The 24,615-nt window shown below is 37.9% G+C and carries 29 protein-coding genes; all 29 read left to right on the top strand.

The annotated features are described in order from the left end of the window. The 29 genes from fliI (at position 1) to ACQKN2_RS10515 (ending at position 24,528) form a co-directional block, all read left to right on the top strand. Positions 1–1,326, top strand: a complete 1,326-nt coding sequence (fliI, locus tag ACQKN2_RS10655) for a flagellar protein export ATPase FliI (RefSeq protein ID WP_323645163.1) — start codon at positions 1–3, stop codon at positions 1,324–1,326. A 1-nt stretch (position 1,327) separates the two neighbouring features. Continuing rightward, the gene (gene fliJ, locus ACQKN2_RS10650; protein ID WP_427414950.1) at positions 1,328–1,777 is read left to right on the top strand and encodes a flagellar export protein FliJ; all 450 of its coding nucleotides are present in this window, start codon (positions 1,328–1,330) and stop codon (positions 1,775–1,777) included. Between the two features lie 4 nt (positions 1,778–1,781). Then, positions 1,782–2,390 (top strand): MotE family protein, encoded by a 609-nt coding sequence (locus tag ACQKN2_RS10645; RefSeq protein ID WP_427414949.1) that lies wholly within the window; start codon positions 1,782–1,784, stop codon positions 2,388–2,390. 24 nt (positions 2,391–2,414) lie between these two features. Then, positions 2,415–3,683, top strand: coding sequence for a flagellar hook-length control protein FliK (locus ACQKN2_RS10640; protein WP_427414948.1), 1,269 nt, complete (start codon positions 2,415–2,417; stop codon positions 3,681–3,683). Positions 3,684–3,685: 2 nt separating this feature from the next. Beyond that, on the top strand, positions 3,686–4,354 hold the full coding sequence (gene flgD / locus ACQKN2_RS10635) for a flagellar hook assembly protein FlgD (protein ID WP_427414947.1): 669 nt from the start codon (positions 3,686–3,688) through the stop codon (positions 4,352–4,354). Positions 4,355–4,369: 15 nt separating this feature from the next. Further along, entirely contained in the window at positions 4,370–4,741 is a 372-nt protein-coding gene (locus tag ACQKN2_RS10630; protein WP_323645585.1) for a TIGR02530 family flagellar biosynthesis protein, read from the top strand. A 79-nt stretch (positions 4,742–4,820) separates the two neighbouring features. After that, the gene (locus tag ACQKN2_RS10625) at positions 4,821–5,780 is read left to right on the top strand and encodes a flagellar hook-basal body complex protein (protein WP_427414946.1); all 960 of its coding nucleotides are present in this window, start codon (positions 4,821–4,823) and stop codon (positions 5,778–5,780) included. A gap of 147 nt (positions 5,781–5,927) precedes the next feature. Then, positions 5,928–6,149 carry a flagellar FlbD family protein gene (locus ACQKN2_RS10620; RefSeq protein ID WP_427414945.1) on the top strand — a complete coding sequence of 74 codons (222 nt, stop codon included), beginning with the start codon at positions 5,928–5,930 and terminating at the stop codon, positions 6,147–6,149. Then, positions 6,139–6,567 carry a flagellar basal body-associated protein FliL gene (gene fliL, locus ACQKN2_RS10615; RefSeq protein WP_427414944.1) on the top strand — a complete coding sequence of 143 codons (429 nt, stop codon included), beginning with the start codon at positions 6,139–6,141 and terminating at the stop codon, positions 6,565–6,567. Before ACQKN2_RS10620 ends, fliL begins: the two co-directional genes overlap by 11 nt. Before the next feature lie 31 nt (positions 6,568–6,598). Continuing rightward, positions 6,599–7,594, top strand: coding sequence for a flagellar motor switch protein FliM (fliM, locus tag ACQKN2_RS10610; RefSeq protein WP_323645154.1), 996 nt, complete (start codon positions 6,599–6,601; stop codon positions 7,592–7,594). After that, positions 7,587–8,846 carry a flagellar motor switch phosphatase FliY gene (fliY, locus tag ACQKN2_RS10605; protein ID WP_427414943.1) on the top strand — a complete coding sequence of 420 codons (1,260 nt, stop codon included), beginning with the start codon at positions 7,587–7,589 and terminating at the stop codon, positions 8,844–8,846. The genes fliM and fliY overlap by 8 nt, the downstream gene beginning before the upstream one ends. A gap of 21 nt (positions 8,847–8,867) precedes the next feature. Continuing rightward, complete coding sequence (locus ACQKN2_RS10600) at positions 8,868–9,230, top strand: response regulator (protein WP_049668450.1); 363 nt, start codon at positions 8,868–8,870, stop codon at positions 9,228–9,230. Between the two features lie 10 nt (positions 9,231–9,240). Then, positions 9,241–9,906, top strand: a complete 666-nt coding sequence (locus ACQKN2_RS10595) for a flagellar biosynthetic protein FliO (protein WP_427414942.1) — start codon at positions 9,241–9,243, stop codon at positions 9,904–9,906. After that, positions 9,903–10,568: a flagellar type III secretion system pore protein FliP gene (fliP, locus tag ACQKN2_RS10590; protein ID WP_427414941.1), complete on the top strand. Its 666-nt coding sequence runs from the start codon at positions 9,903–9,905 to the stop codon at positions 10,566–10,568. The genes ACQKN2_RS10595 and fliP overlap by 4 nt, the downstream gene beginning before the upstream one ends. Before the next feature lie 13 nt (positions 10,569–10,581). Then, a complete protein-coding gene (gene fliQ / locus ACQKN2_RS10585; RefSeq protein WP_049668453.1) occupies positions 10,582–10,851 on the top strand; it encodes a flagellar biosynthesis protein FliQ in 270 nt (89 codons plus the stop codon). 4 nt (positions 10,852–10,855) lie between these two features. Further along, positions 10,856–11,632, top strand: a complete 777-nt coding sequence (gene fliR, locus ACQKN2_RS10580; RefSeq protein ID WP_323645145.1) for a flagellar biosynthetic protein FliR — start codon at positions 10,856–10,858, stop codon at positions 11,630–11,632. Position 11,633: 1 nt separating this feature from the next. Beyond that, positions 11,634–12,722 carry a flagellar biosynthesis protein FlhB gene (flhB, locus tag ACQKN2_RS10575; RefSeq protein WP_427414940.1) on the top strand — a complete coding sequence of 363 codons (1,089 nt, stop codon included), beginning with the start codon at positions 11,634–11,636 and terminating at the stop codon, positions 12,720–12,722. A gap of 24 nt (positions 12,723–12,746) precedes the next feature. Then, positions 12,747–14,780 carry a flagellar biosynthesis protein FlhA gene (gene flhA, locus ACQKN2_RS10570; RefSeq protein WP_427414939.1) on the top strand — a complete coding sequence of 678 codons (2,034 nt, stop codon included), beginning with the start codon at positions 12,747–12,749 and terminating at the stop codon, positions 14,778–14,780. Next, entirely contained in the window at positions 14,777–15,973 is a 1,197-nt protein-coding gene (flhF, locus tag ACQKN2_RS10565; protein WP_427414938.1) for a flagellar biosynthesis protein FlhF, read from the top strand. Before flhA ends, flhF begins: the two co-directional genes overlap by 4 nt. Next, positions 15,970–16,845 carry a MinD/ParA family protein gene (locus ACQKN2_RS10560; RefSeq protein ID WP_427414937.1) on the top strand — a complete coding sequence of 292 codons (876 nt, stop codon included), beginning with the start codon at positions 15,970–15,972 and terminating at the stop codon, positions 16,843–16,845. The genes flhF and ACQKN2_RS10560 overlap by 4 nt, the downstream gene beginning before the upstream one ends. Next, positions 16,846–18,000, top strand: coding sequence for a protein-glutamate methylesterase/protein-glutamine glutaminase (locus tag ACQKN2_RS10555; protein WP_427414936.1), 1,155 nt, complete (start codon positions 16,846–16,848; stop codon positions 17,998–18,000). A gap of 14 nt (positions 18,001–18,014) precedes the next feature. Then, entirely contained in the window at positions 18,015–20,417 is a 2,403-nt protein-coding gene (locus ACQKN2_RS10550; RefSeq protein ID WP_427414935.1) for a chemotaxis protein CheW, read from the top strand. 27 nt (positions 20,418–20,444) lie between these two features. Beyond that, positions 20,445–20,891 carry a chemotaxis protein CheW gene (locus tag ACQKN2_RS10545; protein ID WP_323645137.1) on the top strand — a complete coding sequence of 149 codons (447 nt, stop codon included), beginning with the start codon at positions 20,445–20,447 and terminating at the stop codon, positions 20,889–20,891. A 9-nt stretch (positions 20,892–20,900) separates the two neighbouring features. After that, complete coding sequence (locus ACQKN2_RS10540; protein WP_427414934.1) at positions 20,901–21,533, top strand: chemotaxis protein CheC; 633 nt, start codon at positions 20,901–20,903, stop codon at positions 21,531–21,533. Continuing rightward, a complete protein-coding gene (locus ACQKN2_RS10535; RefSeq protein ID WP_427414933.1) occupies positions 21,534–22,040 on the top strand; it encodes a chemotaxis protein CheD in 507 nt (168 codons plus the stop codon). Beyond that, on the top strand, positions 22,040–22,414 hold the full coding sequence (locus ACQKN2_RS10530; protein ID WP_427414932.1) for a hypothetical protein: 375 nt from the start codon (positions 22,040–22,042) through the stop codon (positions 22,412–22,414). Before ACQKN2_RS10535 ends, ACQKN2_RS10530 begins: the two co-directional genes overlap by 1 nt. A gap of 392 nt (positions 22,415–22,806) precedes the next feature. Further along, complete coding sequence (locus ACQKN2_RS10525; protein WP_427414931.1) at positions 22,807–23,577, top strand: FliA/WhiG family RNA polymerase sigma factor; 771 nt, start codon at positions 22,807–22,809, stop codon at positions 23,575–23,577. 36 nt (positions 23,578–23,613) lie between these two features. Beyond that, on the top strand, positions 23,614–23,922 hold the full coding sequence (locus ACQKN2_RS10520) for an RNA polymerase subunit sigma (protein ID WP_427414930.1): 309 nt from the start codon (positions 23,614–23,616) through the stop codon (positions 23,920–23,922). Positions 23,923–23,931: 9 nt separating this feature from the next. Next, on the top strand, positions 23,932–24,528 hold the full coding sequence (locus ACQKN2_RS10515) for a hypothetical protein (protein ID WP_427414929.1): 597 nt from the start codon (positions 23,932–23,934) through the stop codon (positions 24,526–24,528). The last annotated feature ends 87 nt before the right edge of the window (positions 24,529–24,615 follow it).

Below are 24,615 nucleotides of genomic sequence, written 5' to 3'. Positions count from 1 at the left end.
ATGAAAACGGCTCAATTAATCGAACAAATTCCTCAAATACCAACCTTCAAAAAGTTTGGTAGAGTAACTAGAGTTGTCGGCTTGATGATTGAGTCGCAAGGTCCAGATAGTTCCATTGGTGACGTTTGTAAAATTTATGTAGAAACTTCTAAAAACGGTCATCAAATTATCTTGGCAGAGGTTGTAGGCTTCAAAGATGAAATTGTCGTCTTAATGCCTTTTACCTCTCTTCGAGAAATATCAATAGGCTGTCTAGTCGAAGGTACAGGGGCACCACTTGAGGTTAAAGTTGGCCCTGAGCTAATCGGTAAGGTACTCGATTCTATGGGGAATCCAATAGATGGAACTGTATTACCGAAAGGATTAATGTCAGTTCCGACAGAGCAGGACCCACCAAATCCACTAACACGCCCACCTATTAATGAAAGACTTGAAGTAGGTGTGAAAGCAATTGATGGAATGCTTACAGTGGGTAATGGACAACGTGTTGGTATTTTCGCAGGTTCTGGGGTCGGTAAAAGTACATTACTCGGTATGATTGCGCGAAATACACAAGCGGATTTAAACGTAATCGCACTAATTGGAGAGCGTGGGCGTGAGGTACGTGAGTTTATAGAGCGAGATTTAGGACCAGAGGGTTTAAGCCGTTCAATAGTTGTTGCCGCCACTTCTGATCAGCCCGCACTGATGCGAATTAAAGGGGCCTTTACCGCAACAGCGATTGCCGAATATTTTAGAAATCGTGGCTTAAATGTCATGTTGATGATGGACTCTGTGACTCGTGTTGCTATGGCGCAGCGTGAGATCGGTCTAGCGACAGGTGAACCACCAGCTCAAAAAGGATACACACCATCTGTTTTTGCCATTTTACCTAAATTATTAGAGCGCACAGGTACTAATGAGAAAGGCTCTATTACTGCCTTTTATACAGTATTAGTAGATGGTGATGACATGAATGAGCCGATTGCAGATACTGTGCGAGGGATTTTAGATGGTCATATAGTCCTTGATCGAAACCTTGCCAATAAAGGTCAATATCCAGCTATTAATGTATTAAAAAGCGTCAGCCGTTTGATGAATCATGTGGCAGAGCCAGAGCACAAAAAGGCTGCAGAACGATTAAGGGAGCTCTATTATACATATGACAAGTCGGAAGATCTAATTAATATCGGTGCTTATAAGAGAGGAACGTCAAAAGAAATTGATGAAGCTATTTACTATGAACCTCTCATTACCGCTTATTTAAAGCAAGGCTATTTAGATAAAGTGACCCTTGAGGAAAGTATGAATGAGTTAATTTCATTATCGAACGGTGGTGGACATTAGGGTGGTAAGTTATATTTATCGTTTTGAAAAAGTGTTAGCCATTCGAGAGCAGGAAAAAAACGAAACTGAAATTGCCTATAAAGAATCTGTACGTTCTTTTGAAGAAGTAGCAACAAAGTTATATGAGTTGTTAAAAAAGAAAGAAGATTTAATAGAGTTTCAGCAAGAGCGTTTAGCTGTAGGTTCATCAATAGAGGAGGTTCATCATTATGCACGATTTATTGATAGCCTCGAAAAAACAATTGTTGATGTACAGCAGAAAGTTGTTCAAGCTCGTGCAAAAATGAATTGGCACGAAGAAAAATTATTAGAAAAAAACTTGGAAGTACGTAAATTTGAAAAAATGCGAGAAAAAGATTTAAAAGTATTCCAGCAAGAGCAGGATCGTATCGAAGGCATTTTTTTAGATGAGATTTCATCGCTTACGTATAACAAGAGAGAAATCAGGTGATTTCATGGAAAAAAAAGACAACCGACTGAAAAAGGAATTAGTAGAACAACCGCCTAAACGTAAATCAGGAGGCTTTCGAAAGTTTTTTACATGGTTTGTAATACCGATCATGTTTGTAGCGGCAATTCTACTTGTTGTTGCAACCCTAATGAATACGAACGTCTTTGATTTAGGGAAGAAGGCATTTGAAAGCTTGCCATTCGTGCCTTCAGAAGAACAACAAGCAAAAGATGCCGTAGTAAATAATGATTCGAAGGTTGTAAATTTACAGGCTCAAATACAAGAAAAAGAAGCAGAAATCGTACAGCTACAAAAAAAGATGGATACAGCAACAACTGAAAAAGAAAAGTTAACGACAGAAAATGAACAGCTAAAATTTGAAGTTGAAAAATTAAATAGGGAGCAAAGTGACGTAAAGCGTGACTTTACTGATATTTTAAAAACATTCGATAAGATGTCCCCTAAAGCAGCAGCGCCAGTTCTAATTAAAATGAGTGATACGGAAGCACTTCGTATTTTAACAAATTTAAAGCCAGATAAATTAGCAGCGATTCTAGAAAAAATGGATCCACAAGACGCAGCGAAGTATACAGAAATGATGGCTAAACAATAAGAACATCTGAAAGGAGGTGAAAGGATGGATGTAGCAAAGATGCAAATGATGTCTAAGGCTATACCAACTAAAAACGCGGCTACAAAATCTTCGACATCAGGCGATTCCAATGTGAAAGCAGATGGACCGTCGAACAAAGAAAAGTTAGCAACGTTTGGATCAGTTTTTGGAAAGGCTATTTCTTCTTCAAATAAAATGGAGCAGCAAACACAGTCAACAAATAAAAAAGATACCTCTGATTTAGAAGAAGTTTTAAATGCTGAATCTATAGAAGATGTATTAGATGTACTAGGAATCCCACATGACGATGGCTTGTTAATGCTTCAAATTGGTGAAGAAGGCAAAGCTGTTGCAATAGATGAAATGTTAAATCTTGATCACTTAATGGATGCATTAGGAATTGATGCTGAGCAACTCCAAAGTTTAGTACAACAGTTGCTAGGAGAGGATCAAGAAGCAAGAGATATATGGGAGCTTTTAGCACTAGTAGACGCTCAAGCACCGATGCTTCAAACACAAATCGTAGCAGCTTTACAAGGTGAAGGACAAGTGACAACGAAAGAAGTAGCACCGTTGCTTCAAGTGTTAAAGTTAGCACAGCTAGTTGGACAAAAAACAGACTTAACAGCTTCACAAGAAAATTTGCTAACTAACATCAAGAGTCTTTTGACGACGATGCAAACACTTCAATCGGAACAACAAGTAACAACTAAAACAACAGTAACACTTCCGTTGCCAGGCTTTCAGAAAGTAGTTCAACAAGTTCAAGTTACAAAACAGACAGACACAAGTGCTAATGAAATGGTGACTTCCAATACAGTCCAAACAAAAGCAGATACGTTCCAAGTGACACTGCCTGCTGCAAAACCAGCGCAGTCAGAGGCGTTATTAAAAGAGATGCAAGCAATTATCAATAGAGCCCAAATCTCAAATGCACAAGGTATTACACGCTTAACATTGAAATTGTATCCAGAAAATCTAGGAACAATTCGTATCGAGCTTGTGCAAAATGACGGTGTCCTCACAGCCCGTCTACTCGCTTCAACAGCTCATGGACGTGAATTACTTGATAGTCAGGCACATCAATTAAAGCAAGCCTTCGTACAGCAAAACATTCAAGTTGATCGTCTCGATATTGCTCAATCATTGCAAGACGCAGATCGCCAACAACGCGATCAAAGCTTCTTTAATAATTTCTTTAAGCAACAACAGCAAGATGAGGAGGAGCAAAAAAGCGACGATGATGATGAAGGTAAATCGTTTAGTGATTATCTAATAAGTGAGGAGGTGTAGGAGTGGCAGATACAAAGACTGATAAAATGACTGGAAAAATAACCGATGACTTTTACTATAAGAATTATAAGAAGCCAGTTAGGGAAACGGGTAATAGTGAACTAGGTAAGGATGCTTTTCTACAATTACTAATTACGCAATTACAACATCAAGATCCAACGAACCCTATGGACGACCGTGAATTCATTTCTCAAATGGCACAATTCTCTTCTTTAGAGCAAATGCAAAATATGACAAAAACGATGGAATCATTACTTGCCTCGCAACAACAAACACAGCTTATGAATTATACAACATTTGTTGGTAAGGAAGTTAAATGGCATGAGATAACAGATGAGTTGGATGAAAATAAAAAGCCAATTATCAATGAAGGAACAGGCATTATTGCATCGTTGAAATTTGTAGACGGAGATGTAGTTTTCGTATTAGCTGATGGTAAGGAAATTAAACCTGGCAATATCTCAGCTATTTTAGGAGATAACAATACTGAAAAAGAATCTCCTCTTGTACAAGCAAGCAAGCTAATTGGTAAAAAAGTTACCTATAAAGACGGCGAGCAAGAACTACAAGGACGTATCGTTTCTGTTTCCAGTAAAGATGGCGTTATTTATTACGTATTAGACAATGACAAAAAATTAACACAAAAAGAATTTACCGAAATAAGCGACTAAAGGTGGAGAAGAATGATGGATCAGTTTTCAATACATCGTGTACCATTGCATCCATCCATTCGCCAGACACAACCTACGCCAATAAAATCACAGCAATCGTTTAAAGCTCATTTACAGGAAGCTACCAATCAACAAGAATTAAAAGTGAGCAAGCATGCGCATGAACGTATTATCCAGCGTAATATAGCGATTTCTGATCAAGAATGGCAGGCTGTATCGGACAAGGTATTTGAAGCGCACTCAAAAGGTGTCAAACAACCATTAGTCTTGATGGATCAAGCAGCTTTAATTGTCAGTGCTAAAAACGCAACTGTCATTACCGCGATGGACCGCACGGAAGCAAAGCAGCAAATATTTACAAATATTGATGGCACAATCGTGCTGTAAGGGCTGGACCTGTCATAGGAGGCCTAGGTGTGCTGATTGATAGAGGCACACAATTTATAGACGAAGGGAAAACGACATTATGTTACGTTCTATGTATTCTGGTATTTCAGGTTTAAAAAACTTCCAAACGAAGTTAGATGTAATTGGGAATAATATCGCTAACGTTAATACTTACGGCTTTAAAAAAGGACGTGTAGTATTTAAAGATTTAATTTCTCAAACGCAAGCAGGGGCATCTTCACCGTCTCAAACTCGTGGTGGTGTTAACGCTAAACAAATCGGTTTAGGCTCACAACTTGCTGCAATCGATACAATTCACGGTTCAGGTTCACTACAATCAACTTTCCGCGATTTAGATTTAGCTATAGCTGGTGATGGCTTTTTCATGGTGGGTGACGCAAATGGAGCACCTGATGAAGAGGGGGTACTTAGTGAAGAAGGTTACAGCAATATTCTTTATACACGTGCTGGTAATTTTTATATGGATAGAAATGGGTATTTAGTAAATGCTGATGGTAAATATTTAGTTGGTAAGCCAAGTGATCAGTTATCAACTCCTGAAGATCCAATTGATGGTTCTGAAGCTGACCAACAAAAAGCAGACAATGGACTAGCTGATATAGAAGGTAATATAGCAGAAGATATAGATTTCTCAGCTGATGTTTCACCAATTCGTATTCCTACAACAGCGCAATCAATGTCTATTAGTCAAGATGGTACAGTTACCTATGTAGACCATAATGGTGCCAATCAATATGCAGGTCAGCTTATACTCGCGAAGTTCCCAAATGCGGGCGGTCTTCAAAAAGTTGGAGCGAATTACTTCCAACCAACAGCTAACTCTGGAGATCCATACGCTCAAGTTGGAACAGTAGGCGGGATTGGTGGTATTGAATCTGGCTACGTTGAAATGTCCAATGTAGACCTTTCAGAGGAGTTTACAGAAATGATTGTGGCGCAACGTGGTTTCCAAGCAAATACACGTATTATCACAACTTCTGATGAAATTCTTCAAGAGCTTGTGAATTTAAAACGCTAAGTAGATTTAGATTTTAGTATGAGATTTATACTCAATATGTAGGTAAAAAAATACCGGTTAAGATTACAAAGTGCTCAAAACTAAAAAACATAATTTCATATGAGGGAGGGTCGGGCCGGCTCTCGCGCTAGACCCGGCCCTATTTCAATGATTGAACTAACACGTTTAAATGGCAAAGCATTTACAATGAATGCTTTATACATAGAAACGGTCGAATCTTTTCCAGATACGACCATTACATTAACGACTGGAACCAAAATCATTGTTTTACAGAGTGAAGATGAGGTGCGACAAAAGGTAACAGCCTTTTATAAAAATATACAAATACTATCAAACCCGCATCTACGAGGTGAAGAAGATGAAGAATAACAAAGCGTTAACGATGATTATCATCGTACTAGTAGCAATCATACTTATCGGGGGTATTGGGTTTGTGTTATATACCCAATTTAATAAGCCAGCAGGAACTCTTGAGCCGACCATTGATGAAATCGTAGAAGCTTCCGTAGAAGTTCCGGAAATTACGACAAATCTAGCTGATAACAAAATTGCACGCATGTCGTTAAAAATTCAAACAACGAATAAAGATGCTGCTGCTGAGTTAACGAAGCGTGATTTCCAAGTGAAAAACATTGTTATTCAAGAGCTTTCTGAAATGGAGCAAAAGGATTTAGAAGGTAAGCAAGGTAAACAAATTTTCCAAAAATCATTAAAAACACGATTAAATGAATTGATGCAAGATGGAGAAGTTCAGGAAGTTTATTTTACCTCCTTCATCACACAATAATAAAGAAACTGCTTGAAATGGAGGTGGGCAAATGGCAGGAGAGGTATTATCTCAATCGGAGATAGATGCGCTGCTTTCCGCAATATCAACGGGGGAAATGTCAGCTGATGATATGAAAAAAGATGACGAGGTGCGTAAGGTTAAAGTGTATGACTTTAAACGTGCACTACGTTTCTCAAAAGATCAAATCCGAAGTTTGACCCGAATACATGAAAATTTTGCACGATTACTGACAACCTTCTTTTCTGCACAACTGAGAAGCTATGTGCAGATTACTGTTGCATCAGTGGACCAAATACCATTTGAAGAGTTTGTACGTTCGATTCCGAATATGACACTCATTAATGTGTTTGAAGTGCCGCCATTAGATGGTAATATACTGATGGAAATAAACCCAAACATTGCCTACTCTATGTTAGATCGTTTAATGGGCGGTAGTGGGGCGAGTCATAGTAATGTGGATAACTTAACGGAAATTGAAACTAAAATTATGACAAACCTTTTTGAACGTTCATTCGACAATTTACGCGAGGCATGGGAAAATGTTGCGGAAATTGATCCGATTTTAGTAGAGCTTGAGGTCAACCCTCAATTTTTACAAATGATTTCGCCAAATGAAACGGTTGTCGTTATTTCCTTAAATACGATAATCGGTGAGACAAGCGGTATGATCAATATTTGTATTCCGCATGTTGTATTGGAGCCTATTGTTCCGAATCTTTCTGTTCGCTACTGGATGCAGGCAAATACAAAAGAGATGTCTCCAGAGCAAACAAAAATGCTTGAAACAAGTGTGAAACAAGCACAACTACCGGTTTCTGTTGAACTAGGTATTACCGACATTAACATTGAGGATTTCCTCACAATGCAGGTTGGGGATGTCATTCAATTAGAACAAAAAATTGAAGATCCACTACTATTAAAAGTAGGAACATTACCGAAATTCACAGTTCAACCAGGAAAACAAGGTAAAAAATTAGCAATCCAGATTATCGACCCTTTGAAAGGAGGAGACGAAGATGAGTGATGAAATGCTCTCCCAAGAAGAAATTGAAGCGTTATTAAGGGGCGAAACGTTGGAAGATAAAAACAGCGGCACTGAAGCTTCTACAAATGAGGATATTAATGAATTAAGAGTAGAGGATTACCTCGATTCGTTTGCCCAAGATGCGTTAGGTGAGGTAGGAAATATATCGTTTGGTAGCTCTGCCACAGCGCTTTCAGCGTTATTAGGGCAAAAAGTAGATATTACTACCCCAAGTATTTCAATGATTAACCGTAATAAATTAGAAGAAGAATTTCCTCATCCTTATGTAGCCGTACAGGTTGAATATACAATCGGTTTAACAGGTATGAATTTACTCGTTATTAAGCAATCCGATGCAGCGATTATTGCTGATTTAATGTTAGGTGGAGATGGCTTAAATCCGAAACCAGACTTAGGTGAAATTCAGCTAAGTGCCGTGCAAGAAGCTATGAATCAAATGATGGGTTCTGCGGCTACTTCAATGTCGACAGTATTTAATAAAAAAGTGGATATTTCGCCTCCTACTATTGATTTAATGAATATTTCTCAAAATGAAGGACGAGAAAATATTCCTGAAGATGATTTACTCGTAAAAGTATCGTTCAGATTGAGAATTGGTAATTTAATTGATTCAAATATAATGCAATTACTACCGCTGAAATTTAGTCAAAACATTGTAAAATCTCTATTAGGAGAAACAGAAGCAATCGAGGAACCTGTGGCTGCAACATTAGCACCTGAAGCGCCAGTGGCACCGCCGCCTGTCCAACAACAAGCGTCTATGCAACCACAAGCACCTGTAACACCACCGCCTGCGCAGCCAGTATATCAACAGCAGCCAGCGCCTGTGCAACAACCAATGTATCAAGAGCAACAACCAATGTATCAAGGGCAACAACAGACTCCACAAGCAACAAGACCTGTTCAACCGGTCAATGTTCAACAAGCACAGTTTGCTAGTTTTGATCCAAATGTTATCTCGCAATCTGAAGCTAGAAATTTAAATATGCTACTTGATATTCCATTGCAAGTTACTGTAGAGTTAGGACGTACAAAGCGTTCTGTAAAAGAGATATTAGAACTATCTAGTGGTTCGATTATTGAACTAGATAAATTAGCTGGTGAACCAGTTGATATTTTAGTAAATAGCCGTTTAATCGCTAAAGGTGAAGTCGTTGTTATTGATGAAAACTTCGGTGTCCGTATTACAGATGTTTTAAGTCAAGCAGAGCGTTTAAATAATTTAAGATAGTTTCAATTGGAGGAGTTAACCATGTCTAAAAGAATTTTGATTGTAGACGATGCAGCATTCATGCGCATGATGATCAAGGATATTTTATCGAAAAATGGGTTTGAAGTTGTTGGGGAAGCAGCTGATGGTTTACAAGCTGTTGAAAAGTACAACGAATTAAAGCCAGATTTAGTAACAATGGATATTACAATGCCAGAAATGGACGGTATTGCAGCTCTTAAAGCAATTAAAGGTTCAGATCCAAATGCAACTGTCATTATGTGTTCAGCAATGGGACAACAAGCAATGGTAATCGATGCAATTCAAGCTGGTGCGAAAGACTTTATTGTAAAACCTTTCCAAGCTGATCGTGTAATTGAAGCGATTCAAAAAGCTCTAGGATGATTGAATGCAAATGTTAAAATCATTTCGTCTAACGATGATTTTCGCATTTCTTGTAACCTTCCTGTTTTTGTACCCTACAACGACTTCTGTATATGCAGAATCTAACACGAATTTTGTAAGCGACTGCATTAAAGGAGATTGTAAAGAAGATAGTACTCCAGCTGCTAAGAAAGATTCAGATTCACAAGCGGCTGGAGACATATCTGCGTGGGAATACATAAAAATGGTTTTGGCGCTTATTTTTGTTGTAGCTTTATTTTATGGATTAATGAAGTTTTTAAATAAAAGAAATTTAAACTTTCAACGTAATCAATTAGTACAAAATTTAGGCGGTTTATCGTTAGGTGCCCAAAAGTCGGTACAACTATTACAAGTAGGTAAAACACTCTATTTAGTTGGGGTCGGTGAGGATGTCCAGCTATTACGTGAAATTACTGATCCCGATGAAGTTGCAACACTTTTAGCGCTATATAATGAACGACAAGAACTTGCATCAACATCACCGTATATTGCAGAAGTATTATCTAAGTTTAAGAGAAAAAATAATGAGAGTTTATCCGTACAGCAAACACAAAACTCTTTTGGTGAGCTGTTCGAAAAAAAGATTTCTGAAATTAAACAAGAGCGCAATGAAGAACTGGAGAAATGGAAGCAAAAGGAGAATGATGGTAAATGAATGATGTAATCAGTGTTTTTTCCAACAGCGATCCGACCAATGTCTCCAGTTCTGTAAAGCTTCTCTTAATGTTAACAGTTCTTTCACTGGCACCTAGTATTTTAATTTTGATGACATCGTTTACGCGAATTGTTATTGTGTTATCGTTTGTTCGTACTGCATTGGCGACACAGCAAATGCCACCGAACCAGGTCATTGTAGGTCTTTCCTTGTTTTTAACTTTCTTTATCATGGCCCCAACATTTCAAGAGGTCAATAAAGAGGCATTACAGCCATTATTTTCAGAGAAAATTGGCATTGAAGAGGCGTATGATCGGGCCAGTGAGCCGTTTAAAGAGTTTATGAGTAAGCATACAAGGCAAAAAGATCTTGATTTATTTTTAACGTATAATAAGGCAGATAAGCCAGCATCTGTAGAAGAAATTCCTCTGACGATGCTAGTACCTGCTTTCGCATTAAGTGAAATTAAAACAGCATTTCAAATTGGCTTTATGATTTTTATTCCATTCCTAGTAATCGACATGATTGTCGCAAGTACGCTAATGTCGATGGGGATGATGATGTTACCACCGGTTATGATTTCATTGCCGTTTAAGATTTTATTATTTGTACTCGTTGATGGTTGGTACCTTGTGATGAAATCCTTACTACAAAGTTTTTAGGGGATGATATAGTATGACAGGTGAATTGGTTATTTCAATTGCAGAGCGTGCCATTATGATTATCCTTCTAACAAGCGGTCCGCTACTATTAGTTGCTTTAATCACTGGTTTAGCGGTAAGTATTTTTCAGGCAACAACATCGATTCAAGAGCAAACGTTAGCATTCGTTCCAAAAATCGTCGCTGTATTTGCAGCCATCGTATTTTTCGGTCCTTGGATGTTATCACAAGTGACTAGCTATGCGAGAGACATTTTTGAGAATTTAACGCGTTATATAGGGTGAGTAGATGAATGAATTAATCCCGCATTTTACGGTTTTCTTATTAGTACTTGTGCGCGTATCGGCATTTTTTGTCACGGTGCCTTTTTTCTCGTACAGAACGATTCCGCCACAAGTTAAAATAACTCTCGCATTAGTTTTAGCTTGGATGATGTATTACACAATTGACGTCGAACCATTTGTATTTAATGGTGATTACATACTTTTAGTGATGAAAGAAGCACTCATTGGACTGTTACTCGGTTTAGTAGGCTATATCATCATGTCGGCAATTCAAATTGCCGGAAGCTTTATAGATTTTCAAATGGGTTTTGCCATTGCGAATATTATTGACCCGCAAACAGGTGCACAAAGTCCATTGATCGGACAATTTTTTAATACGCTAGCATTACTTTTCCTACTAGCTATAAATGGGCATCATATGATTCTCGATGGAATTTATTATAGTTATCAATTCTTACCGATGGATCAAGGATTTCCTAATTTCGCAAATGTCAGTTATATAGAGTTTATCATCACAACATTTACGGCAGTTTTTGCGATTGCCTTTCAAATGGCTGCTCCTGTTGTAGCAACTTTATTTTTAGTCGACTTGGCGTTAGGAATCACAGCGAAAACTGTACCACAATTAAATATTTTTGTTGTCGGTTTTCCTATTAAAATAGGTGTTAGTTTTTTAGTGTTATTCACAATGATGGCTGTAATGATTCAAGTTATTCAAAAGCTTATTACCATTATGATTTATGCTATGCGTGATGTAATGGCTATTTTAGGTGGTGGGTAAAATGTTGCTACTGCTGGACTTAGATTTACAGTTTTTTGCGGGAGAAAAAACGGAGAAGGCGACGCCGAAAAAACGACAAGATGCTCGAAAAAAAGGTCAGGTTGTCAAAAGTCAGGATATTTCCAGTGCAATTGTCATGCTCATGGTATTTATCTTTTTATTCTTCTTTGCGGGTTCACTGCGAGACGATCTTTTAGCTTTTTTCAGGCAAACTTTTATTCATAACATACGCGTAGAAACACTAACAATTGATAGTGTGATGCACTTATTTACAGAAACATTAGTGCAAATGGCTTTTATTATTGTCCCAATAATGGGAATGGCATTTGTTGGAGCGTTAGCAGGTAACTTCCTGCAGTTCGGTTTTCTATTTACATTAGAGCCGATGAAGTTTGATTTAAAAAAAATGGACCCAATCAAAGGGTTGAAAAAAATATTTTCTGTTAAAGCCATTATAGAGCTTTTAAAGTCAGTATTAAAGATTGGCTTTATAGGTGGCGTGACGACAATTATCGTTTGGACGAATTTGCCGGAAGTTTTGGCGTTATCCTTTAAAAGCCCATGGATAACTCTTATTACAGTGGGTAAGCTTGTTGGTATCATGGGGATTGCTGCTTCGCTCGTCTTACTATGTGTATCCCTTTTAGACTGGATGTATCAAAAACATGATTACGAAAAAAATCTTAAAATGTCTAAACAAGATATTAAAGATGAATATAAAAATAGTGAGGGCGATCCGCTGATAAAATCGAAAATTAAACAACGCCAACGCGAAATGGCGATGCGTCGAATGATGTCAGAGATTCCAAACGCCGATGTTGTCATAACAAACCCAACTCACTATGCGATTGCCATCAAATATGATGAGGAAAGTATGGATGCCCCACGCATTGTTGCAAAGGGTACGGACTTTATCGCTCAAAAAATTAAACTGATTGCGAAAGAACATGATGTGGTTATGGTTGAAAATAGACCATTAGCACGAGCAATGTACGATCAAGTAGAAATTGGCGATCAAGTACCAGAAGAGTTTTTCAAAGCGATAGCAGAAGTGCTTGCTTATGTTTATCGAATTAAGCGGAAAATTTAAAGCTTTTAAGTAGGAGGGACACAAATGAAAGTTCGCGATATAGGGGTATTAGGTGCGGTTATTTTAATCGTTGCAATGCTCATCATCCCTCTTCCTCCGTGGATGTTAAGTTTCTTAATCGTCATTAATATTACATTAGGATTAATAGTACTGTTAACAGCAATGAGTATGAAGGAAGCATTAGACTTTTCTATTTTTCCTTCAGTTATTTTATTGTTAACTTTGTTCCGACTCGGACTGAGTGTTTCTACAACACGTGCCATTTTAGCAAAGGGTGATGCTGGTTCTGTTGTTGAAACGTTTGGAGACTTTGTAGTCGGCGGGAATGTACTAGTTGGTTTAGTTGTATTCTTAATTCTTGTGTTAATTCAGTTTATTGTTATTACAAAAGGCGCGGAGCGTGTAGCAGAAGTTGCAGCACGTTTCACACTTGATGCGATGCCGGGTAAACAAATGAGTATTGATGCTGACTTAAATGCAGGAGTTATTTCTGAGCGGGAAGCACGTGAACGACGCGAGAAAGTAGCGGGTGAAGCGGACTTCTACGGAGCGATGGATGGTGCCACAAAATTCGTAAAAGGGGATGCCATTGCCTCAATGGTCATGGTTATTATCAACTTATTATTTGGTATCATCATCGGTGTTGTGCAGATGGGGCTTCCATTTGCAGATGCAGCAAATCATTTTTCTAAGTTAACAGTGGGAGATGGTATTGTCTCACAAATTCCTGCGCTACTGATCTCTACAGCGACAGGGATTGTCGTAACACGTGCATCCTCTAAAGGTAGTCTTGGTGAAGATATTACGGGACAGTTATTTGCTCAAGCAAAACTGCTTTATGTAGCGGGTGGAACAATACTTTTACTTGGATTTTTCACACCTATCCCTCTCTGGATAACACTTCCAATTGGTGGTTCGCTAATTGCTGGTGCTTATATGATGGATCATAAGAAACCAGAAGGTGAAGAAGAATTACTTGAAATTGAGGAAGAAGTGGCAACAGACGGCATGAAGAGCCCTGAAAATGTTGTGAATTTATTAAATGTGGACCCAATCGAGTTTGAATTTGGCTATGGTTTAATACCGTTAGTAGATGCTGCTCAAGGCGGCGATTTATTAGATCGAGTCATTATGATACGTCGACAGTTAGCATTAGAATTAGGGATTGTCATTCCGGTTGTCCGTATTCGCGATAATATTCAATTACAACCAAATGAATATCGAATTAAAATAAAGGGTAATGAAATGGCACGTGGTGAACTCCTGCTGGATCATTATTTAGCAATGAGTCCAGGAGATGATGATTCGATCGAAGGAATTGACACAGTTGAACCGTCATTTGGCCTACCTGCAAAATGGATTACTGAGCAAGTTAAAGAGGATGCCGAAATGTTTGGCTACACAGTTGTTGATCCACCAAGCGTTGTGTCAACTCATTTAACGGAAATGATTCGAGCAAATGCTTATGAATTACTCGGCCGTCAAGAGACGAAGCAGTTAATCGATCATTTACGTGAAACGCATCCAATTTTAGTTGAAGAGTTGACACCTGCTCCATTATCGACTGGGGAAATTCAAAAAGTACTAGGTAAACTTCTACGAGAAAATGTTTCAGTGCGAAACTTACCAATTATTTTTGAGACTCTAGCAGACTATGCAAAGTTAACGAGTGATACCGATATATTAACTGAGTATGTACGTCAAGCATTGGCACGTCAGATTACTTCTCAATACGTAGGGGACAGCACATCATTAAAAGTTATTACTGTCTCGGGTAAAGTAGAGAAATTGATTGCTGATAGTATTCAACAAACTGATCACGGAAATTATTTAGCGATGGATCCACAAGATTCTCAAACGATCTTAGAGACCATTGCGGCAGAAGTAGAACGCGTTTCCTTTATGGAACAATCTGCCATTATCTTATGCTCTCCAGCAGTTCGTATGTATTTACGTCAACTTACGGAGCGCTATTTCCCGCAAATTCCAGTTCTATCATACAACGAACTTGATGCTTCGGTTGAAATTCAAAGTGTTGGGGTGGTGAATGTTGAATGAAAATGAAAAAATATTATGCATCCTCCATACCAGAGGCGATGAAGCTTGTGCGTGCTGAATTAGGTGAGGACGCTGTCATTTTGAACTCAAAAGTAGTCGTTACAAAAAAGCTTTTTGGAATCATTAAAAAGAAGAGCTTTGAGGTTGTTGCAGGTATTGATTCAATGGAGCCAAGTAATGTGGCTCCAGCACCTGTTGCTTTACCTATAACAACACCTAAATATGAAAATGCAAGATTACAAGAGATTACGAACGCTGTTCAAGCTAAAATACACCAAGTACAGCCGCAGAATGATGCGCCCTTACATGAGGAAGTTAGCATTTCTGAAGATTTGAGGAAGGAAATTGCAGATTTAAAATCTTTAATGCATTCCATGCATAAGAAGACTATCCAAGATCAATATCCAGATGAACTCTTATCCTTCATTGAATACTTAAGACAGCAGGAGCTAAGTGAGGAGCTCATCACAACGATTGGTGATGAGCTTTTTACGCATGTCAAAGAAGCGTCAGACATCAATTTTTCTCAATGTAAGATGATTACGAAAAGCTTATTGCGCAAAGCGCTAGAGGATCTCCCAGTCGGAGGTATATCCTATGAAAAAAAATATATTAATGTTTTAGGACCAACAGGTGTCGGAAAGACTACGACAATTGCTAAAATGGCTGCGAGAGCAGTTTTAGAAAAAAAGAAAAAAGTAGGATTTATCACGACAGATACTTACCGTATTGCCGCAATCGAGCAATTAAAAACATATGCTGGACTGTTACAGGCTCCTGTCGAAATTGCCTATAATGCAACAGATTTTGAACAAGCAATCCACCGATTGGCCCATTTAGATATAGTGTTTATAGATACAGCAGGCCGCAATTATAAAGAGGTAAAATATGTAGACGATTTACAGCGTCTTATAAAATTCGATGATCAAGCAGAGTCCTTCTTAGTACTTGCAATGACAACAAAAGAAAAAGACATGGCAAACATTATCGAGCAATTTAAACAATTACCAATTGAAAAATTCATTTTTACAAAGATTGATGAAACAAATTCTATTGGCACAATGATTAATTTAATGATTAAATATAATAAAGGACTTGCTTACTATACGAATGGTCAAGAAGTACCAGAAGATATTGAAGAAGCTGATCTAGAAGCAGTACTAAATTTATTTTTTCAAGGTGAGGAAAAATGAGAGACCAAGCTGAAACATTACGCTTGAAAATGTTGAAACAGCAGGGTGAATTAGGTAGGGCAATTGCGGTTGTAAGCGGCAAAGGTGGGGTTGGTAAAAGTAACTTCACGACGAATTTTGCCATTACATTGGCCAATAAAGGGAAAAAAGTTGTCATCGTTGATATGGATATTGGTATGGGCAATATCAATATTTTAATCGGAAAAAATGTTTCTTATAGTTTAAAAGATTACTTGGGAGGGAATAAGTTACTAGATGAAGTAATATTTGAAGGTCCTTACAATTTAAGGTATATTTCAGGTGGGTCTGGTATGTCGGGCGTCTTAGAATGGTCAGAGGAAATGTTTGAACGACTCGTTTACGCATTTGAGCAACTTCAACAGAGCTTTGATTACATTTTGTTCGATATGGGAGCAGGAGCTACCAATTGGTCATTAGATTTATTAACTTCTATAGATGAAATCATTGTTTTATCAACGGCAGAGCCAACATCTATAACAGACGCTTATTCAATGATGAAATATATTCATATGCGAGATGCGGACAAGCAATTTTATGTACTCTGTAACCGAGCCTATAGTAAAGAAGAAGGAATGGAAACTAATGAGCGACTAAAGCATACCATGGAACGTTTTTTGGACAAAGAGGTTACGATATTAGGCTCATTACCTGAAGATTCTGCTGTGCGTAAGGCTGTGCGTGAGCAGGTGCCTTTTTCACTTGCCTATCCAGACGCACTTATTACAAAGACACTTCAACTTATAGTGGCGCGTTTTATGGAACATCGTGTGGAAGAAGTTCATGCACATGGTCAGTCAACGGGTAAATTCTTAACTAAATTAAGAAATATTTTTTCGAAAGGACGTGATTAATTGGACTTTTTACATAAAAGCAAGCTACTAGTTGTTGATGATTCCGCTTTTATGAGAAAGCTAATTAGTGACTTTTTTGTTGGCAACTCGAAGGTTGAAGTAGTTGGAACAGCACGAAATGGGAAAGATGCGATAAAAAAGATACAAACATTGCAGCCAACAGTTGTGACGATGGATATTGAGATGCCTGAAATGAATGGGCTTGATGCTTTAAAAGAAATAATGGCTGAATGTCCAGTACCTGTTGTTATGCTCTCCAGTACAACTCTACGAGGAGCAGAAAATGCCTTAACAGCAATTGAATTTGGGGCAGTAGATTTTGTCGCAAAGCCGAGCGGAACAATTTCTCTAGATTTACATAAAATCCAAACTGAACTTGTCCACAAGGTTGAACAAGCATCATTGGTACCTATTTCAAAATTAAAGAAACCTTCTGGTAGTAAAAGACAACAAGAACAGACATTACAAGCGAGTATCACTAGAAGAAATTCACTTAGTGAAGCCAGAGTGACTCCTTGTGTTAATGTTTTTCCGACAAGGGCAGAGCTATCAAAGCCACATGTTGAATGGAGTAAAGTAGGTCGGAAAATTGTACTGATAGGTACCTCCACAGGCGGGCCTAGAGCTTTACAAGAAGTAATTACAAAAATCCCAAAATCAATTCAAGCACCCATTTTAATTGTCCAACATATGCCGGCTGGATTTACGAAATCTCTTGCGAATCGTCTAGATCAATTGAGTGAGATTACCGTAAGAGAAGCTGAACAAGGAGATATTCTCCAAAATGGAGTTGCGTATATTGCACCTGGTGGGTATCATTTAAAGCTTAGAAAAGTAGGTACCTCCTTTGGCATAGTCCTTGATAATAATGAGCCACCTAGATCTGGACATCGTCCTTCTGTAGATGTGATGTTTGAAGATGTGAGCCAATTTAAAGATTTTGATAAAGTGGCAGTTATTATGACGGGTATGGGCCATGACGGTTCTAACGGACTCAAAGCACTAAAAAGTACTGGGAATGTGATGGCAATTGCTGAGTCAGCTGAAACTTGCATAGTGTATGGTATGCCGAAAGCGGCAGTAGAAACGCAGCTTGTCGATGAAGTAGCAGATGTAGATGATATTGCACAAACAATAATGAAATATTTGCCTTAAAGGGGTGTCCTCTTATGGAAGTCAATCAATATTTAGAGATGTTTATTGAAGAAAGTAAAGACCATTTACAAGCGTGTAGTGAACATTTATTAGAACTAGAAAAAAATCCAGATGATTTGGCGATTGTCGGAGAAATTTTCCGCTCTGCGCATACATTAAAAGGTATGTCTGCGACAATGGGCTTTGAAGATTTAGCGGATTTAACTCATAAAATGGAAAATGTGTTGGATGCGATCCGTAACGAAAAAATCCATGTAACTCCTGAAATTTTAGATGTTGTCTTTGAGTCTGTAGACCATCTAGAAGAAATGGTGATGGACATTGCGAATGGCGGAGATGGAAAGCGTGATGTATCCTCAACTGTAGCGCAGTTAAAGCTTATTGAATTAGGTGAATACGCGATTTCTGAAGTAGTAGCAACTACTGAGACACCAGTTACTTCTGTAACAAGTGTTTTAGAGTATGACAGCTTTGAACAAACAGTTATTACACAATCTGTTGAACAAGGTTTCAATGCATTTGAAATCTCAGTGCGATTACGTGAAGACTGTCTGTTAAAAGCGGCACGTGCATTTTTGGTGTTTGGGATTTTAGAAAAAGATGGGGATGTTATTAAATCAAATCCATCTGTAGATAAGCTTGATGATGAGCAGTTCGATCAACAATTTTACGTTGCTTTCGTGACAAAAGAATCTGCTGAAGATATGCAGAAAAAGATTATGAAAGTTTCAGAAATTGAAGAAGTGATTGTCACAACTATTGAGACGCCAGCTCCTGCTGCAGCAAGTGTGTTAGAGTATGACGGCTTTGAACAAACAGTTATTTCACAATCTGCTGAACAAGGTTTCAATGCATTTGAAATTTCAGTAAAACTACGTGAGGACTGTCTTTTAAAAGCGGCACGAGTATTTATGGTGTTTGAGATTTTGGAAAAAGATGGGGATGTTATTAAATCAAGTCCATCTGTAGAAAAGCTTGAAGACGAACAGTTCGATCAACAATTTTATGTAGCTTTCGTGACAAAAGAATCTGCTGAAGATATGCAGAAAAAGATTATGAAAGTTTCTGAAGTTGAAGAAGTGATTGTCACAGCTACCGAACAAAAGCAATATAGTGTAAAAGAACAAGGAGTTCAAGAAGTTGCAGCAACAGCAACGGTAGAAGTGGAGGCTCAACCTGCTACTGCACCTAAAACAAATACTGCAGCTCCTACACCTGCAAAAGCAGCTGCTCCTGCTAAAGCTGATAAAAGTCATGCGCCTGTTGGTAATAAAACAATTCGAGTTAATATCGAGCGACTTGATATTTTAATGAACTTATTTGAAGAGCTTGTTATCGATCGAGGACGACTACAGTCTATTGCAACAGAAGTTAACCATGGAGAGTTAAATGAAACAGTAGAGCGCATGAGCCGCGTCATGGGTGACTTACAAACGATTATTTTAACGATGCGTATGGTTCCGGTTGAAACAGTATTCAATCGCTTCCCGAAAATGATTCGTCAGTTATCTCGTGATCTAAACAAGAAAATTAACCTTGAAATTATTGGTGCTGAAACAGAACTAGATCGTACAGTAATCGATGAAATTGGGGATCCACTTGTTCATTTAATTCGTAACTCTGTTGACCACGGTATAGAAAATCCTACAGCTCGCCTTGCAAAAGGTAAACCAGAAGAAGGAACAGTTGTATTGCGTGCTTACCATAGTGGTAACTATGTCTTCATTGAAATTGAAGATGATGGAGCAGGTATTAACCGTGAAAAAGTACTAGCGAAAGCCATTTCTAAAGGTATCGTTACACAAGAACAATCATATTCGATGTCAGATAAGCAAATTAATGAGCTTATTTTGGCCTCAGGGTTCTCAACGGCAGATGTTATTTCTGACGTATCAGGACGAGGTGTTGGATTAGATGTTGTTAAAACAACAATCGAATCATTGGGTGGAAATATTTCAATTGAATCTACACAAGATGTAGGCTCAGTATTCTCGATTCAATTACCACTGACATTATCGATTATTTCTGTCATGCTAGTAGAAATCGAAAAAGAAATTTATGCAATTCCACTTTCATCAATTATTGAAACTTCAATTATCCGTTCATCAGAAATTATGAATGCGCATAATCAAAAAGTAATCGACTTCCGTGGCAAAGTAGTACCACTAGTATTCTTAGAAGAAATCTTTGAGGTACCTCGCAAAGAACCTCAGGCTGACGAATTCCATTCAGTGGTCATCGTTCGAAAAGGTGAGAAGCTTGCTGGTTTAGTTGTGGATTCATTCATTGGCCAACAAGAAATTGTGCTGAAATCATTAGGAAATTACTTAACGAATATCTTTGCAATTTCAGGTGCAACAATTTTAGGTAACGGGAAAGTAGCCTTAATTGTGGATTGTAACGCACTTATTAAATAAGGTGAATGAATAAGAGAGGTGTAAACAATGACAAACGCAGTGGAACAAGAAAGTATTAAAGTAATTGTTTTTCAACTAGCAGATAAAGAATATGCGATTCCGGTGTCACATGTACAAGGAATTGAAAAACTAATGCATATTACACGTGTACCGAAAACGGAAAAATACGTAAAAGGTGTTATTAACCTACGCGGTGTCGTAACGCCAATTGTTGATTTACGTGAACGATTTGACTTACCGATCTCTGAGCATGAAGAAACAACACGCATAATCATTATTTCATTAGAAGATATGGAAGTAGGTTTCGTCGTTGACTCTGCAAATGATGTGTTAGATATCCCAGCTGACTCAATTGAACCACAGCCCGAAGTAGTAGGTTCACTTGAAGAAGAGTTTATTTCAGGAGTAGCAAAAATAGATAAACGATTATTAATTTTATTGCATTTAGAGAAAGTATTAAATCCACTAAAGTAGGGATCGATAATGACATATAATCAAAAGATTACATCACTACATTTAGACGTATTAAAGGAAATTGGTAATATAGGTGCTGCGCATGCTGCGACAGCACTTTCCAATTTACTTAGTAAAAAAATTGATATGCGAGTACCAAAGGTTGAAATGGTGTCATTTAATGACATGATGGAGCTTGTAGGAGGATCTGAAAATGTCGTAGTGGGCATCTATCTACGCATTGAAGGTGATGCTGAAGGTAGTATGTTCTTTATCCTACCAATTGAACAAGCAAATCGTTTTATCCGTCGTCTCATATTTGATGAAACATTCGACTTTAAAAAACAACCTGTTTCAGAGTTAGGCTTATCAGCTATGCAGGAAATGGGTAATATTTTATCCGGCTCTTATTTATCGGCATTATCTGACTTTACGAGTTTGAAAATTTATCCAACTGTGCCAGGACTAAGTGTAGACATGTTTGGTGCCATCATTAGTATTGGCTTGATTGAATTATCACACGTTAGCGATAATGTTATTGTCATAAACACATCCATTTTTGAAGACGGTGTAGAGGATCAAGAAACAGTAAGAGGTCATTTCTTCTTATTACCAGATCCAGACTCATTTGATGCTATTTTTAAAGCATTAGGAGTTTCATAGATGATGCTAAACAGTAATGATGGGCAAGTTATAAAAGTCGGAATTGCACAAATGGATGTAGTAAAGTTACCAAATACGATAAGAACATCAGGTCTTGGGTCTTGTGTAGGTGTTATTTTATATGATGAATCAAAAAAAATGGCTGGTTTAATACATGTGATGTTGCCAGATTCGAGTTTAGGTAGACAAGAGTCAATAAATGTGGCTAAATTTGCTGACACAGGCATTGCGGCAATGATTGACTTATTAAAGTTAGAAGGCGTGCAAAAATTCAAGCTAAAGGCAAAAATTGCGGGTGGTGCGCAAATGTTTCAATTCACTTCAGATAAAGACTCTATGCGCATCGGCCCACGTAATGTAGAAGCTGTAAAGCATGAGCTGAAGCGTCATGGAATTCGTTTAGTTGCCGAAGACACAGGCGGCAATAGTGGTAGAACAATTGAATTTAATCCTGCGACGTCGACATTACATATTCGAACGGTTAACCAAGGAGTGAGCGAAATATAATGTTTGGTTCTATTTTTTATAACCTATGGGGAGCGTTATTTGCCTTTTCTATATATTTCTTTAGTACATTTCAAAAACCCTATACACCACTACGTATTATCATAGGGTCATTTGTGGCGGGAATAATTATGTTCTTCGTCATGTATATTGTAAGATTTTTAATTGCCTACGTTTTATTCACACCAGAGGGCGATGGAGAAGTCGTTGAAGGTGAGCATGAAGAAAACGAATCTGACAATCCAGAGGAAGAAAATCAAGAAACACCGACGGCTAACTCAACCGTTGAGTTTCAAGATGAAAACTCGGAAGAAATTGCTCAGGCTGTACGATCGATGATGAATCGTGAGGCTGATCAACAATTAAATAATGCTTAAAAAGGGAGTCGCGCGTAGCGGCTCTTTTTTATAGTTAACTTGATTCTTTTGCAAATTCTTAATTTTAGAGTGTCTTAACGAGTCTTGACTATATCCAAACTTAAAAATGCCCGACACATAAATGTAAAGAATCTGTGATAGAGTAGGAGAAACAAATGAAATTATAGTCGATTCTTGTTATAATATAGGAAAGAATTAGATGGATTTTTATGTTAGGGGCTCATGGCTAGTAACGCTTTGTTGCTCTCAACGAATTTATATTTAAGCAAGTGTTTTCGTAGCGGAAGTGAAACGACAGCTACAAATGCTTTTTGTATTGATAAAACATCAAGGTAATATAAGACAGTGGCAAACAGGCGCGTAAATGCGTTTTTCTTAGAGAGGTGGATTACATGACACAACCAATTCTGAACGATGAACAAAAGCTGTGGAACCGCTGGATAAATGAACGTGATCCAGATGCTGGTGATTTGCTTATAAAAAAATATATTTCGCTAGTAACTTATCATGTGCAACGCATTGGTGCGAGCTTACCAAAGAGTGTATCGCGAGACGATTTAATGAGCTTAGGTATGCTAGGTCTGTTTGACGCGTTGAATAAATTTGATATTAATAGAGACTTAAAATTTGATACATATGCTTCTTTTAGAGTAAGAGGAGCCATTATTGATGGTTTACGTAAGGAAGATTGGTTGCCACGTTCAGCACGTGAAAAGGCGAAAAAGTTAGATGCACAGATTGAGCAGTTAGAACAAAAATATATGCGTCATGTAACACCTGAGGATCTTGCGGAACATATGGCTTTACCTGTTGAGGAAGTTTACCAAACTGTACAGGAGCATTTCTTTTCAAATGTTCTTTCCATTAATGAGCAGCAAGATCAAGAGGAGACTGATGGAAAGTCATTTGTTATTCGTGATGATACGACTAAGACACCTGAGCAGGCTGTCATTAAGTCCGAACTGCTTGGGGATTTAGCGGAAAATATCCAAAAGCTTAATGACAAGGAGCAGCTAGTGCTTAGTTTATTTTATACTGAGGAATTAACACTAACAGAAATTGGAGAGATGCTTGAATTATCTACATCACGCATTTCACAAATCCACTCTAAGGCGTTATTAAAGCTACGGAAATTATTATCAAATGAAATGATTAATGCATAATAATCCTTATATACATATCGTTGAAGGAGGGGTCTTATGAGTTTAAAGGGTGTCGAACTACAAATAGCTATTCCCAAAACATTTGAAGCAGGAAAAATGGCTGATCAGGCACAACAACAAACTTTGGCTCAGCAAGCACATGCAAATGAAGCGTTAAAAAAAGAAGTAGAACGCAAGCAAAAAATTGTGAATACTTCAGAGGGTATGGATGGGATTAGTGAAGATGAAGAAGCAGAGGGCGAGTATATAAAAGGTACTCGAAAAAGGAAAAATAAGGATAACGAGAAGCGAGAAACGCAGGCGCAGCATCCGTTTAAAGGGAATTTCGTGGATTTTAGTGGATAGGAGTTTACTATGACAATCATACTAATTGCGGTTCTATTTATTTTACAGCTAATTTCATTTTATTTCCTTATTATATTAAATACGAAACTAGCAAAATTTAAGGACTTAGAAAAAAAACAGGAACGCTTAATGCGTGAAATGGATGACACCATCAGTGTCTATTTAGCTGAGATGAAAGATGAAAATGATCGCCTCATTCAAGAGCTGCAAAGAGTTTCAAAGCCTGAAACTCAAACGAATGCTGTGAAAAAGGAAGAACAGATTGCGAGACAACAGGAGCAGGAGCAACCGCCTTCTCTGACAAAAGAAGAAAGCACAGTAGAAGGTTCTATTAGTCTAGATCATGAACCGCGTATTTATGTGCCCAAAAATATCGTAGCCAATGCTTATTCACGTCAGCAGCAAACTGGAGTTAAAGCTGAAGCTAAGGTGGTACATTCGGCCCGACAACCAACTGAGACAACCGAAAAGGAAGAAGCTAAACCGTTAACATTGGAACAGCAAGCTATTGAATTAGCGAAACAAGGTAAAACATCAGAAGAAATTGCAAAACAACTTCAAAAGGGAAAAACAGAAATCGAGCTTTTATTGAAATTTCATAACTAAAAACAGTTGCGAATGGAGTAAAGCTATGATATAGTTGCAAATGGTGTTATTAATACACACGCATTTTGATGTAGTAAGTGGTGCTCT

Origin of the sequence: Lysinibacillus sp. NPDC093688 (assembly GCF_050280145.1) — a bacterium.
Classification (GTDB): Bacteria; Bacillota; Bacilli; order Bacillales_A; family Planococcaceae; genus Lysinibacillus; species Lysinibacillus xylanilyticus_B.
This window is presented reverse-complemented; position numbering and strand designations above follow the sequence as displayed.